Annotated in this window: 9 protein-coding genes; 4 read left to right on the top strand and 5 right to left on the bottom strand. The window is 70.4% G+C overall.

Going from position 1 to position 12,823, the window contains the following annotated elements:
* Positions 1 to 49: 49 nt before the first annotated feature.
* The 4 genes from mnmA to WFJ01_RS15895 all read left to right on the top strand — a co-directional run bounded on the left by mnmA (position 50) and on the right by WFJ01_RS15895 (position 5,664).
* Positions 50 to 1,147 (top strand): tRNA 2-thiouridine(34) synthase MnmA, encoded by a 1,098-nt coding sequence (gene mnmA, locus WFJ01_RS15910; RefSeq protein ID WP_295032680.1) that lies wholly within the window; start codon positions 50 to 52, stop codon positions 1,145 to 1,147.
* Positions 1,148 to 1,252: 105 nt separating this feature from the next.
* Positions 1,253 to 2,524, top strand: coding sequence for an ATP-binding protein (locus WFJ01_RS15905; protein ID WP_251448461.1), 1,272 nt, complete (start codon positions 1,253 to 1,255; stop codon positions 2,522 to 2,524).
* 47 nt (positions 2,525 to 2,571) lie between these two features.
* Positions 2,572 to 4,890 carry an NAD-dependent DNA ligase LigA gene (gene ligA, locus WFJ01_RS15900; protein ID WP_336629607.1) on the top strand — a complete coding sequence of 773 codons (2,319 nt, stop codon included), beginning with the start codon at positions 2,572 to 2,574 and terminating at the stop codon, positions 4,888 to 4,890.
* 24 nt (positions 4,891 to 4,914) lie between these two features.
* Entirely contained in the window at positions 4,915 to 5,664 is a 750-nt protein-coding gene (locus WFJ01_RS15895; RefSeq protein WP_336629606.1) for an ABC transporter permease, read from the top strand.
* 183 nt (positions 5,665 to 5,847) lie between these two features.
* On the opposite strand, the gene WFJ01_RS15890 is transcribed toward WFJ01_RS15895, so the two are convergent.
* The 5 genes from WFJ01_RS15890 to WFJ01_RS15870 all read right to left on the bottom strand — a co-directional run bounded on the left by WFJ01_RS15890 (position 5,848) and on the right by WFJ01_RS15870 (position 12,659).
* Positions 5,848 to 7,764, bottom strand: coding sequence for a DEAD/DEAH box helicase (locus WFJ01_RS15890; RefSeq protein ID WP_336629674.1), 1,917 nt, complete (start codon positions 7,762 to 7,764; stop codon positions 5,848 to 5,850).
* Positions 7,765 to 7,907: 143 nt separating this feature from the next.
* The gene (locus WFJ01_RS15885; RefSeq protein ID WP_336629605.1) at positions 7,908 to 9,608 is read right to left on the bottom strand and encodes a long-chain-fatty-acid--CoA ligase; all 1,701 of its coding nucleotides are present in this window, start codon (positions 9,606 to 9,608) and stop codon (positions 7,908 to 7,910) included.
* A gap of 73 nt (positions 9,609 to 9,681) precedes the next feature.
* Positions 9,682 to 10,482: an ABC transporter permease gene (locus WFJ01_RS15880; protein WP_251448469.1), complete on the bottom strand. Its 801-nt coding sequence runs from the start codon at positions 10,480 to 10,482 to the stop codon at positions 9,682 to 9,684.
* 8 nt (positions 10,483 to 10,490) lie between these two features.
* Positions 10,491 to 11,417 carry an ABC transporter permease gene (locus tag WFJ01_RS15875; protein WP_251448471.1) on the bottom strand — a complete coding sequence of 309 codons (927 nt, stop codon included), beginning with the start codon at positions 11,415 to 11,417 and terminating at the stop codon, positions 10,491 to 10,493.
* A 63-nt stretch (positions 11,418 to 11,480) separates the two neighbouring features.
* The gene (locus tag WFJ01_RS15870) at positions 11,481 to 12,659 is read right to left on the bottom strand and encodes an ABC transporter substrate-binding protein (protein ID WP_251448473.1); all 1,179 of its coding nucleotides are present in this window, start codon (positions 12,657 to 12,659) and stop codon (positions 11,481 to 11,483) included.
* Between the last annotated feature and the right edge of the window lie 164 nt (positions 12,660 to 12,823).

The following is a 12,823-nucleotide window of genomic DNA, read 5'->3' as shown; positions in this document are numbered from 1 at the left end:
TCGGCGCTCGCTCAGCCGGCCCCGGAGTGCCCCGACGTACACTGGATCCATGCGTGTGCTGGCGGCGATGAGCGGGGGAGTGGACTCCGCGGTGGCCGCCGCGCGCGCCGTCGAGGCGGGGCACGACGTGGTGGGCGTGCACCTCGCGCTGTCGCGCGCGGGCGGCACCCTGCGCACCGGCAGCCGTGGCTGCTGCACGATCGAGGACGCGATGGACGCGCGGCGAGCGGCCGACCTCCTCGGCATCCCGTTCTACGTCTGGGACTTCTCCGAGCGGTTCCGCGAGGACGTCATCGAGGACTTCGTCGCGGAGTACCGGGCGGGGCGCACGCCGAACCCCTGTCTGCGCTGCAACGAGAAGATCAAGTTCGCCGCCCTCCTGGAGCGCGCGATCGAACTCGGCTTCGACGCGGTGTGCACCGGGCACTACGCGACGCTCGTCGATGGCGAGGGCGGGCTGGAACTGCACCGCGCCTCGGATGCCGCGAAGGACCAGTCCTACGTGCTCGGCGTTCTGAACGCCGAGCAGCTCGCGCACACGTACTTCCCGCTCGGATCCACGCCGTCCAAGGCGCTCGTGCGGGCGGAAGCCGCGGAGCGCGGGCTGAGCGTCGCGCAGAAGCCGGACAGCCACGACATCTGCTTCATCCCCGACGGCGACACCCGTGGGTGGCTCGCGGAGAAGGTCGGCGCCGAGCAGGGCGAGATCCTCGACCGCAACGGCGAGGTGGTCGGCACGCACGACGGCGCGCACGCGTTCACGGTCGGCCAGCGCCGCGGTCTGCGCCTCGGTGTGCCCGCCCCCGACGGCAAGCCCCGGTTCGTGCTCGAGGTCCGTCCGGTCTCGAACACGGTCGTCGTCGGCCCGAAGGAGGCGCTCGCGATCGCCGAGATCTCGGGGGAGCGGCGCTCGTGGGCGGGAGCCGCGCCCGTTGCGGACGAGTTCCTCTGCGAGGTGCAGATCCGCGCCCATGCGGATCCGGTTCCTGCCCGTGCCTTCGTCGCGGAGGACGCCGTCCGGGTCATCCCCGACGAGCCCCTCGACGGCGTGGCGCCCGGTCAGAGCGCGGTGCTCTACGTCGGAACACGGGTGCTCGGCCAGTTCACGATCGATCGCACGGTCTCGGCGGTGCCCGCGGGCGTCTGAACCCGCTGTCGACGACGACGACATCGGTTGTCGGCGTCGTCATGTCGCGGTCGGCCGATGCGGGGCTCTGTGATGATGGGTGCACAGTCCGACGGAGGAGCCGCCATGACGAGGACCTACATCCGCGATTTCCACGGGGACGATCTGGACCAGATCGTCCGGTTGTGGGGGCAGGTCACCCGCGAGAACGAGTGGCCCATCTACTCGCTCGCCGAGGTGATCGCCTCCTGCCAGCAGGACCACGCCGTCGTCGCCGTGCAGGGCGAGCTGCTCGTGGGCGCCGCCGTCGGCCGCGGCGCGCACGCCCAGGGATGGATCGTGTTCTTCGGAACGGCGGAGGACGCCGGTTCCGAGGTGAGCTCCTCCCTCCTGCACGCGCTGGAGCGCAAGATGGCGCCCCTCGGCCTCGCGAAGCTCTCCGTGCTCATCCCCGAGGCCGACGGGCTCGGCGCCTTCACGGAGAACGGCTTCCACGTGCACCACTCGGTGCGCTACCTGGAGCGTGCGATGCCCATCCAGCGGCGCGAGATCGACGCGCTGAAAGAGGTCGGCGGACGCATCCTGCCGCCGCACCTGTGGGACCGCGTGGCGGGGATGACGCACGAGAAGACGCTGCTCGAGGAGCGTCTGGTCACGCCGCTCGCGCGCCCGGAGCTCGCCGAGAGGTTCGGGGTGGTGCCGCCGCGGGCGGTCATGCTGTTCGGCCCTCCCGGAACCGGGAAGACCACGTTCGCGCGGGCCGTCGCCTCACGGCTGGACTGGCCCTTCGTCGAGCTCTTCCCCTCTCGGCTGGCCGACGGCGGCTCGGGCCTCGCCGGCGGGCTGCGCGCCTCGTTCGAGACGATCGACGAACTCGAGCACGCCGTCGTGTTCATCGACGAGGTGGAGGAGATCGCCTCCCGCCGCGGCGGCACTCCGCCGTCGCCCACCCAGGGGGTCACCAACGAGCTGCTCAAGCTCGTCGCCGACTTCCGCGACCGGGAGGGGCGGATCCTGATCTGCGCGACGAACTTCGTGCGGGCTCTCGACGCCGCGTTCCTCCGGCACGGGCGCTTCGACTACGTGATCCCGATCGGGCTCCCCGACGCCGATGCCCGTCGCGCGATCTGGGCGCGGTACATCCCGGTCGAATCCGCCGGGGACGTGGACCTGGACCGGCTCGTCTCGGCGAGCGACGGGCTGACCCCCGCCGACATCGAGTACGCCGCGCGCCGTGCATCGCAAGAGGCTCTGGCACGAGCGCTGCGCGAGGGGACCGCGGGCTCCTCCCTCGGCACCGACGACTACGCGCGAGCCCTCGGCAGCACACGGGCGACCGTCTCGGCCGACGAGATCGCCGAGTTCCGCGCCGACATCGAGACGATCGCGCGGCTCTGAGAGGGCGGCGCCCCTCGGATGTCGGCGCCCGCTCGTAGACTTCAGGGGTGCCGGAGAACATCTCGCTGCAAGCCGCCCGCGTCGAGGCCGAGGAGCTGACGACCCGCATCCTGGAGGCGAAGGACGCGTACTACGGGCGCGACACCTCGCTCGTCGACGATGCCACCTATGACGGCTGGATGCACCGGCTCGAAGAGCTCGAGCGCGTGCACCCCGAGCTCCAGGGCCAGGACTCGCCGACGCAGATGGTGGGAGCCGCCGAGGCCACGGGACTGCAGACCATCGAGCACGCCGAGCGGATGCTCAGCCTCGACAACGTGTTCTCGCTCGAAGAGCTGCGGGAGTGGGCCGCGAAGACGCGTGCCGCGGCGGGTCGCGAGGTGGCCTGGCTCACCGAGCTCAAGATCGACGGCCTCGCGATCAACCTGCGCTACGAGAACGGCGTGCTCACGTCGGCGGCGACCCGCGGCGACGGGCGCGTCGGAGAGATCGTCACCGAGAACGCGCTGCGCGTCGCCGGGATCCCCGAGCGCCTGAGCGGAACGGGGCACCCTCCGATCGTCGAGGTGCGCGGGGAGGTGTTCATCCCGGTCGCCGCCTTCGAGCGTCTGAACGCCGCGCAGGCCGCGTTCCGAGACCGGGCCTACGCCGAGGCGCTGGAGCGGTGGGAGGCGCGCACCGGCGCCAAGAAGCCGTTCGACGAGGAGAAGGCGCGCACGGCCGCCGCCCGGCGCTTCCCGTCCTTCGCGAACCCGCGCAACGCGGCCAGCGGCGGCCTCCGTCAGCAGCTGGACAAGAAGGACGGCATGGAGCTCGAGGCAGGGCTGCTCCGCGTCGACTCCCTCGCCCTGTATGTGCACGGCATCGGAGCATGGCAGGATCCGCCCGTCGCGGCGCAGAGCCAGGTGTACGAGCTGCTGGCCGAATGGGGCCTGCCCACGAGCCCGCACACGAAGGTCTGCGCCTCGATCGACGAGGTCGCCGACTTCGTCGCGTACTTCGGCGAGCACCGGCACGACATCGAGCACGAGCTGGACGGCATCGTCGTGAAGGTCGACGAGCTCGACCTGCACGACGAGCTCGGCGCCACCACCCGTGCGCCGCGCTGGGCCATCGCCTACAAGTACCCGCCGGAGGAGGTGCAGACCACGCTCCTCGACATCGTCGTCTCGGTCGGACGCACCGGGCGCGCCACGCCGTTCGCCGTCATGGCTCCGGCGCACGTCGCCGGCAGCGTGGTGCGTCAGGCGACGCTGCACAACAAGGACGTGGTGAAGGCCAAGGGCGTGCTCATCGGCGACACGGTCGTGCTCCGCAAGGCCGGCGACGTGATCCCGGAGGTGCTCGGGCCCGTCGTCGAACGTCGTGACGGCACCGAGCGGGAGTTCGTGATGCCCGAGCGCTGCCCGGAGTGCGGCTCGATCCTCGCCCCTGCCAAGGAGGGGGACATCGATCTGCGCTGCCCGAACACGCGCTCCTGCCCCGCGCAGGTGCGCGGCCGCGTCGAGCACATCGGATCCCGTGGCGCGCTCGACGTCGAGGCGCTCGGCGAGGTCACCGCAGCCGCGCTCACGCAGCCGAGCCACCCCGCCGTGCCGCCGCTGGAGACCGAGGCGGGGCTGTTCACGCTCACGCTCGAGCAGCTCGTGCCGATCGAGGTGCTCGTCCGCGACGCCGAGACGGGCCTTCCGAAGGAGGACGAGGACGGGATCGTCAAGACCCGCGCGCCGTTCCGCCGCAACGCGACCGCGGCCGAGAAGAAGAACGGGATCACCGTCCCCCAGCCGTCGTCGCAGGCCGTCAAGCTCCTGGCGGAGCTGGAGAAGGCGAAGACCAAGGAGCTGTGGCGTCTTCTCGTCTCGCTCAACATCCGGCACGTCGGGCCGGTCGCGGCCCGCGCGCTCGCGCAGTTCTTCGGATCCTTGGATGCGATCCGCGCCGCCTCCGTCGAGGAGCTCGCGGCGGTGGAGGGCGTGGGCGGCATCATCGCCGAGTCCCTGTCGGACTGGTTCGAAGTGGACTGGCACCAGGAGATCGTGCAGCGCTGGGCCGACGCGGGGGTGCAGTGGGCCACACCGGGTCATCCCGGTCCGGGGGCCGCCGTCGTCGAGGGGGGCGTGCTCGACGGGCTCACGGTCGTCGCGACCGGCTCGCTCGACGGTTACACGCGAGACGGAGCGCAGGAGGCGATCATCAAGGCGGGCGGCAAGGCGGCATCCAGCGTCTCGAAGAAGACCGACTTCGTCGCGGCCGGGCCTGGGGCGGGGTCGAAGCTCGCGAAGGCGGAGGAACTGGGTGTCCGGATCCTCGACGCGGCACAGTTCCATATCCTCGTGACGGAGGGGCCGGACGCGCTCGACGCCTGACGCGCGAACCGGGGAGGAGCCGGCATGACGGGTGGGATCGACCTGCTCCCGACCGTGATCGGGGTGCTCGTCCTCGCCGCCGTCGCGACGGCGGCTCTGCTGCTCTTCCGCGTGCCCGGACGGTGGACGCCGGCGCTCGCGGTCATCCGGGGCGCGGTGCAGCTCGCGGTGATCAGCGTGATCCTGACGGGGATCGTCTCGCAACCTGCGTGGATCGGCGTCGCCCTGCTGGTGATGTTCGGCATCGCGACGGGCGTCGCCGTGCGTCGCACGGGCGGCGGCGCCCGCAGTGTGCTCGTGATGGCGACGTCGATCGGCGCGGGCGCGATGGTGTCGATCGGCACCGTCTTCGCGACGGGCGCCCTGCAGCCGACACCGCGCTATCTCCTCGCGATCGGTGCGATCCTCATCGGCAACTCCATGAGCATCGCCACGCTCGCCGGGCGCCGGTTCACCGCCTCGGTCGTCGACCGCTGGGAAGAGGTCGAGGGGTGGCTGGCGCTCGGCGCAACACCGCGGCGCTCCACACTCGAACTCGCTCGAAGGGCCGTCCGGGAGTCCCTCATCCCGTCGATCGATCAGACCAAGACAACGGGTCTCGTCGTGCTGCCGGGTGCCTTCGTCGGCGCGATCTTTGGCGGCCTGTCACCGCTCGACGCGGGGCGCTTCCAGATCGTGGTGCTCGCGGCGATCATGGCAGCCGGATCCGTCACCGCCGTGCTCATCGCCACCTGGCTGGGCCCGGTGCGCACCAAGCCGGTCATCGCGGTCTAGGAGCACGAGATCGCGCCCAATGCACGGGATCGTGCCGAGTGCACGGGTCCTTCGCGTCAACGTGCCGTGTCATCGGCAGCTCGTCGTGGACTCGGCACCGCGCCCGGGGGAACGGCGCATCGAGGTCCCTGCGCTCGGAAACTCGCCGTGCGCCCGGCGAGAACGCCGGGCGCACGGGAATGCTCAGTCCTTGTGACGCGGCTTGCGCGGGGGCCGCTCGTCGGTGCGCCGGTCATCGCGCGGGCGGTCGTCGCGACGTGGGCGGTCACCGTAGCCGCGATCCCCGGATCCGCCCTCGTACGAGCGACGCGGACGGTCGCCGTAGCCGCGGTCACCGCCGCGGTCGTCCCGGCGGGGTCCACGGTTCGGGCGACCGGAGTCGCGCTGGATCTCGATGAGGCGGCCCGAGATCCGGGTGTCGCGCAGGCGATCCAGCACCGATGCGTCGAGGTTCGCCGGCAGCTCCACGATGGAGAAGTCGGGACGGATCGTGATCGCGCCGAAGTCGTCGCGACCGAGCCCGCCCTCGTTCGCCAGCGCGCCGACGATCTGCCGGGGCTCGACGCGGTGGCGGCGGCCCACCTCGATCCGATACGGCGTGTAGTCGCCGCGGCTGCGCCGCTCGGGCCGGGCACCGCGGTCGTCGCGATCACGCGCGTCGCGACCTCCCGAGCGCTCGGGGCGGTCCGTCCGAGGCGGGCGGTTGTCGGCGGCTACGGCGGCGGACAGCGCGTCGTTCTCGGGATCGAGCAGCAACGGCGTCTCGCCCTGCGCGACGACCGCGAGCGCCGCGGCGACGTCGGCCTCGGGCACATCGTGGTGGCGCACGTAGTGGGCGATGATGTCGCGGAAGCCCTCGATCCGCCCCGTCTCCTCCAGCGCCGCGGTGATCGCGTCGTCGAAGCGCGCGAGGCGGGTGCTGTTCACGTCCTCGGTCGTCGGGAGCTGCATCTGGGTGGGCTGCTGCCGCGTGGCGCGCTCGATGTGCTTGAGCAGGTAGCGTTCGCGCGGCGTGATGAAGCTGATCGCGTCACCGCTGCGCCCCGCGCGACCGGTGCGGCCGATGCGGTGCACGTACGACTCGGTGTCGGTGGGGATGTCGAAGTTCACGACGTGGCTGATCCGCTCGACGTCGAGCCCGCGCGCCGCGACGTCGGTCGCCACGAGGATGTCGAGCTTGCCGTCCTTGAGCTGGCCGACGGTGCGCTCGCGCATCGGCTGCGGGATGTCGCCGTTGATCGCCGCGGCGGAGTAGCCGCGGGCGCGGAGCTTCTCGGCCAGCGTCTCTGTCTCGTTCTTGGTGCGGACGAACACGATCATGCCCTCGAAGTTCTCCACCTCGAGGATCCGGGTGAGCGCGTCCACCTTCTGCGCATACGAGACGACGAGGTAGCGCTGCGTGATGTTCGCGTTGGTGGTCGTCTTGCCCTTGACCGAGATCTCCTCGGGGTCGTGCAGGTACTGCTGGGCGAGCCGGCGGATCGTCGCGGGCATGGTCGCGGAGAACAGCGCGACCTGCTTGTCCTCGGGGGTCTGCGCGAGGATCTGCTCCACGTCCTCTGCGAAGCCCATCTTGAGCATCTCGTCGGCTTCGTCGAGCACCAGGTTCTTGAGCTCGGACAGGTCGAGCGTGCCCTTGGCGAGGTGGTCCATGATGCGGCCCGGGGTGCCCACGACGATGTGCACGCCGCGACGGAGCGCCGACAGCTGCACGCCGTAGCCCTGTCCGCCGTAGACGGGCAGGAGGTGAACGCCCGGAAGCTGGGCGGCGTAGGCCTCGAACGCCTCCGCGACCTGCAGGGCGAGTTCGCGGGTGGGGGCGAGCACGAGCGCCTGCGGGTTGCGCTGCTGCAGATCGAGGTTCTCCAGGATCGGCAGGGCGAAGGCCGCGGTCTTCCCCGTTCCCGTCTGCGCGGTGCCGAGCACGTCGCGGCCCCCGAGCAGCAGCGGGATCGTCTCGCGCTGGATCGCCGACGGCGTCTCGTAGCCGAGCGCCTTGATCGCGGCGAGAACGGGGCCGGTGATGCCGAGCTCTTCGAAGCCGGGGCCCGCCGGCGCTTCCGCTCCGGTCGTTCCGTCGCCCTCCGCAGCGGGGTCGATGGGGGTCTCGGTCGGCGTCGCGTCGTCTCGGGTCACAACTCAGGGTACCGTCCCGGCCCTGGGAGATCGCAGCCCGGGGCCGCACAGGGCTCGATCCGTGGCCGGGATCGGGCCTTTCGCGGGATCGGAGACGACAGGACCGGTCAGTTCCCCGAGGTCAGCGCGACCAGACGCTCCTTGACCTGGCGGCGCAGCACCTTGCCGATCAGCGAGGTCGGCAGCTCGTCGACGACGAAGATGCGGCGGGGAACCTTGTAGGGCGTGAGGATCCCGCGGGCGAACTCGCGGATCGCCTCGACGTCGACGTCCGTGCCCGGATCCACCACGATCGCGGCCACGACCTCCTCGCCGGAGTGCTCGCTGGGAAGTCCCACGACCGCGGCGTCGATCACGTCCGGGTGCTGGCGCAGGGCGCCCTCGACCTCGGTGGGGGCGACGTTGAAGCCGCCGGTGATGATGAGCTCCTTGATGCGGTCGACGATTCGCACGAACCCGCCCTCGTCGATCGTGACGATGTCGCCGGTGCGGAACCAGCCGTCCGCGAACACCGCCTCCGTCTCCTCGGGCTTGCCGTAGTAGCCCGAGAACACCTGCGGTCCGCGGACGACGAGCTCGCCGGGCTGCCCCGGCTCCACGTCCTTCGTCGGCTCGTCCGGATCCACGACACGGCATTCGGTCCCGGGAAGCGGCAGCCCCACGGTTCCCGGGACGCGGTTGTCCGCGACCGGGTTCGCCATGAGCACGGGGGAGCACTCGCTCAGGCCGTACCCCTCGACGAGGTACCCTCCGGTCGCCTGCTCGAACGGGACGACGAGCTCGTGCGGCAGGGCCATCGCGCCCGAGATCGCGACCTCGATGCCGGCGAGCGAGACGCCCTTCGCGGTCGCGGCCTTGAGCAGGCGGTCCGCGATCGGCGGCACGAGCGGCAGGAACGTCGCCGGGTGCTTCTTGACGACGTCGAGGACGAGATCCGGGTCGAACTTGGGGAACAGCACGAGGCGCGCCCCCATCGACATCGCGAAGGTGAGGCAGAGCGTGAGCCCGTAGGCGTGGAACATCGGCAGCACGGCGTAGACGACGCAGCCGTTGCCGCGCGTGATCGACGGGACCCACGCCTGCGCCTGTGCGGCGTTGGCGAGCAGGTTGCGGTGCGTCAGCGAGGCGCCCTTCGGGGTGCCCGTGGTGCCGGACGTGTACTGGATGATCGCGAGGTCGTCGGTCGCCGGCCGCGGGTGCGACGCCGGGAGCGGGGAGTATCCGACGACGGACTCCCAGGTGACCGTGCCGCGCACCCGCGTGGTGAGCGCCTCCCGGGATTCACGCGCCTTCGCGACCGGGAGGCGCAGGGCGAACCGCGTGAGCGCGGGCATCGCGCGGGTGACGTCGACCGAGATCAGGTTCGTGACGGCGAGATCCGAAGGGAACTCCTGCACGGACGCGACGACCTTGTTCCAGACGATCGCGTGCTTCGCGCCGTGGTCCTCGAACTGCTTGCGCAGCTCGCGCGGCGTGTAGAGCGGGTTGTGCTCCACGGCGACGGCGCCCAGGCGCAGCACGGCGTAGAACGCGACGATGTGCTGCGGGCAGTTCGGCAGCACGATCGCCACCGGATCCCCGGCCTTCACGCCGAGCGCCTTGAGCCCCGCGGCCGCGCGGTCGATCGCGGCCTGCAGGTCGCGGTAGGACGTCGTCCGCCCGAAGAACTGCAGGGCGGGGGCGTCCGGGTAGTCGCGGGCCGACGCCTCGACGATGTCGACGAGGGATCCGGAGACCTCGGCGAGATCCTCCGGCACCCCCTCGGCGTAGCTGGCGGTCCAGGGGCGCGGGGGAACGAACGTCGTCACCTGCTCAGCCTATGCCGCCGGGCGGCGAACATGCTCCGGGCGGCGCCACCCCCTCCGCACCGCCCGGAGCACCTCACCGGCGCTGTTGCTCGCTGCCGGAGAGCTTCTGGGCCAGGGCGATCGGGACGATCGAGACCACGACCAGCACGACCGCGATCACGGACACGATCGGCGCCTGGTTGGGGCGGGCGACGTTGTCGATGATGAACATCGGGAGCGTCCGCACCCCGGAACCGGCGGTGAACGTCGTCACCACGATCTCGTCGAAGGACAGCGCGAACGCGAGCAGTCCGCCGGTGAGCAGCGCCGAGCGCAGCTGCGGGAAGGTGACGAGCCGGAACGTCGTCCAGATGCCGGCTCCGAGGTCTGCCGAGGCCTCCTCGAAGGAGGTGCCCATGCGTCGCAGCCGGGCGACCGCGTTGTTGAAGACGGTGACGATGCAGAACGTCGTGTGCGCGATGATCACCGTCCAGATCGACAGCGGAACCCCGAGGATCGTGCGGAACAGGTTGTTCAGCGCGATGCCGGTGATGATGCCGGGCAGCGCGATCGGGAGGATCACGAGCAGGTTCACGGTGTTGCGGCCGAAGAACGAGAACCGCTGCAGCGCGAAGGAGAGCATCGTGCCGAGGATGAGCGCGAGGGCCGATGAGATCAGGGCGACGAGGGCGCTCGTGCCGACGGCCTCGAGGGCGCCGTCGCTGCGGAACGCCCGCCCCCACCACTCCAGGGTGAACCCGGGAGGTGGCCAGGTGAGCGACGACGACGTGGAGAACGAGTTGACGAGCACGACCAGGAGCGGCACGTACACGACCGCGAGGATCACGGTCGTGACGACGCCGAGGGTGACCCTGGTTCCGAGGGAGATGCGCACGATGACTCCTACAGGTTGTCCAGGGCGCCGGTGCGGCGCACGAGGAAGAGGTAGCCGAAGATGATGACGATGGGAATGAGGGCGATCGCGCTCGCGAGCGGCAGGTTGTTCGCCGCGCCGATGTCCTGATAGACGAGCGTGCCGAGCATCTGCGCTCCGCCGCCGACGATGCCGATCGTGATGTAGTCGCCGAGAGACAGCGAGAAGCTGAAGATCGTGCCGGCGATGATCGCGGGCAGGGCCATCGGCCACACGACCAGCCGCAGCGTGGCCCAGCTGCGTCCGCCCAGGTCGCCCGAGGCTTCGAGCAGCGAGCTCGGCACCCGCTCGAGTCCCGCGTAGATGGGCAGGATGACGTACGGCAGCCACAGGTAGGACAGCGTGATGATGGTCGCCGTGATGCCGTAGCCGGGGGTGCTCCCGCCGAAGGGACGCAGCAGCCAGTCCAGGATCCCGTCGCTGGAGAGCACCGACCGCCAGGCGAAGGCCTTGACGAGGTACGAGGCCCAGAGCGGGGTCAGCACGAGCACGACGAGCGCGCGCTGCAGGGCAGGGGAGGCCACCATCGCCATGAAGTAGGCGATGGGCAGGGCGAGGGCCACATCGATGAGGGTCACGGCGAGGGCGATCCCCACGGTGCGCAGCGTGATGCCCTGGTAGAACGCATCCGTCACGACGGTCACCACGTTGTCGAAGGTGAACTCGGTGCGGATCTGGCCGGTGTAGGTGTCGGTGGTCCAGAACGCCGTCACGAGCAGCAGGGCCAGGGCGACGACGTAGACCGCCCCGAGCCAGAACAAAGGGGCCGACAGGAGCAGGGCGAGACGGGCGCGCGGGTGCGCGGAGAGGTAGACGGATCCGCGTCGCGCCGCAGAGCGGCGGGGCGACGGGATCGACGAGCGCGGCGGCGTCTTCGCCGGTGCGATGGTGGTCATGACGGGCCTTTCGGGTCCCGGTCCCGGTCGCCCGGAGCATGAGCCCCGGGCGACCGGATCCGATCAGTTCCGGATCTGCTGCCAGGCCGTGGTCCAGCCCGCGTAGTCGATGCACTTCACGTCGGTGCGGCCGTCGAGGCACTTCGCGATCGGGGTGGTCCAGTACCAGATCTTCTTCGCGTAGTCGGCGTCGCCCGCGTGGTACGAGGCGCAGTCGTCGCGGTAGTCGCACGCCTTCTCGCTGGAAGGCGCTTCGCCGAAGAACGCGGTGGCCTGGGCGTTCGCCTTCGGGCTGGAGATGTAGTCGAGCCACGCGTACGCGCAGTTCGGGTTCTTCGCCTTCGACGAGATCATCCAGGTGTCGCTCCAGCCGGTGGCTCCCTCGCTCGGAAGCACGACGGCGGTCTTGGCGCCTTCGCCCTCGAGCGTGTTCTGGATCACCTGCCAGGTGGTGCCGGCCACGCTGTCGCCCGACTGGAACGACTGCACCTCCTTGAGGTAGTCGCCCCAGTACTCGCTGATGTTGGGACGCTGCTCCTTGAGCAGGTCGACGGCGGCGTCGAACTGCTTCTGGTCCAGCGCGTAGGGGTTGGTGATCTTCAGCTCCGGCTTGTGCGCCATGAGGTAGACGGCGGCGTCGGCGATGTAGATGGGGGAGTCGTAAGCCGTGATCTTGCCCTTGTGCTCGGACGCCTTGTCGAAGACGACGTCCCAGGAGGTGGGCGCGGTCGGGAACGTCTCGGTGTTGTACATGAGCAGATTCGCGCCGTAGCCGTGCGGGACGCCGTAGTGCTTTCCGTCGACCGTGTTCCAGGCGCGGTCCTTGAGGAACGGGAAGATGCCGTCGTAGTTCTTCAGCAGCTTGGTGTTGACCTCGACCACGTCGCCCGAGGCGATGAGGCGCAGCGACGCGTCGCCCGACGCGGAGACCACGTCGTAGTCGCCGGTCTTCATGAGGTTCAGCGCCTCGTCCGAGGTCCCGAAGGTCTTCGCCTCGACCTTGCAGCCGGTCGCCTTCGTGAAGTCGGAGACCCAGTCGACGTTCGGATCGTTCGATCCGTCCTCCACATAACCGGGCCAGGCGAGGATCTTGACCGCGCCCTCGGTCTTGCCGAGCTTCTCGATCGGGCCCGACGCGGCGCCGCCGCCACCGGATCCTGCGGTGCCGCAGCCCGTGAGTGCGGCGATCACCGCCGTGGCGAGGCCGACGGCCGCGAAGGCCGTGAGGGTGTTCTTTCGCATGGAGTACTCCTTTGTTTCTCTTGCGTTCGGTGGTGCGAGGGGTCAGGGCGTGTCGACTGTGCGGATGGTGCGGGAGGGGGTGTCGTTCTGCTCGGCGATGGGTGCGTCGCCCAGGGCGACGACGTCCGCGTCCCGCCAGGACACGAACACCCGGTCGCCATGGC

It is taken from the genome of Microbacterium sp. MMO-35, from assembly GCF_037147555.1.
Classification (GTDB): Bacteria; Actinomycetota; Actinomycetes; order Actinomycetales; family Microbacteriaceae; genus Microbacterium.
Note: the sequence above shows the minus strand (reverse complement) of the source record. Positions and strands in the feature narration are given on the sequence as shown.

Bases quoted from the DNA above. Each gene is read 5' to 3' on its own strand.
- mnmA (WP_295032680.1), top strand. From the start codon at position 50: ATGCGTGTGCTGGCGGCGATGAGCGGGGGAGTGGACTCCGCGGTGGCC.
- WFJ01_RS15895 (WP_336629606.1), top strand. From the start codon at position 4,915: ATGACGGGTGGGATCGACCTGCTCCCGACCGTGATCGGGGTGCTCGTC.
- WFJ01_RS15870 (WP_251448473.1), bottom strand. From the start codon at position 12,659: ATGCGAAAGAACACCCTCACGGCCTTCGCGGCCGTCGGCCTCGCCACG.
- WFJ01_RS15905 (WP_251448461.1), top strand. From the start codon at position 1,253: ATGACGAGGACCTACATCCGCGATTTCCACGGGGACGATCTGGACCAG.
- WFJ01_RS15875 (WP_251448471.1), bottom strand. From the start codon at position 11,417: ATGACCACCATCGCACCGGCGAAGACGCCGCCGCGCTCGTCGATCCCG.